Consider the following 398-nt stretch of genomic DNA (forward strand, 5'->3'; position numbering starts at 1 on the left):
CTTCAGCGTCTGTAAGTGCAAGCCAAAGCGCTTCAGCATCTGTATCTGCAAGCCAATCAGCTTCAGCTTCTGTAAGCTCAAGTCAAAGTGCTTCAGCGTCTGTATCTGCAAGCCAAAGCGCTTCAGCATCTGTATCTGCAAGTCAAAGTGCTTCAGCGTCTGTAAGTGCAAGCCAAAGCGCTTCAGCTTCAGTAAGCTCAAGCCAAAGTGCTAGCGCATCAGTAAGCTCAAGCCAAAGCGCTTCAGCATCTGTATCTGCAAGTCAATCAGCTTCAGCATCAGTAAGTGCAAGCCAAAGCGCTTCAGCATCAGTATCTGCAAGTCAATCAGCTTCAGCATCAGTAAGCTCAAGCCAATCAACTTCAGCATCAGTAAGCTCAAGTCAATCAGCTTCAGCG

1 protein-coding gene is annotated in these 398 nt (G+C 47.7%); it reads right to left on the minus strand.

Going from position 1 to position 398, the window contains the following annotated elements; genetic code table 11:
• Nucleotides 1-210: 210 nt before the first annotated feature.
• Nucleotides 211-398, minus strand: a 188-nt coding sequence (locus SORDD16_RS12110; protein ID WP_241734075.1) for a hypothetical protein, incomplete at its 5' end; no start/stop codon positions are given.

The sequence above is a fragment of the Streptococcus oralis genome (assembly GCF_001578945.1).
Classification (GTDB): Bacteria; Bacillota; Bacilli; order Lactobacillales; family Streptococcaceae; genus Streptococcus; species Streptococcus oralis_Q.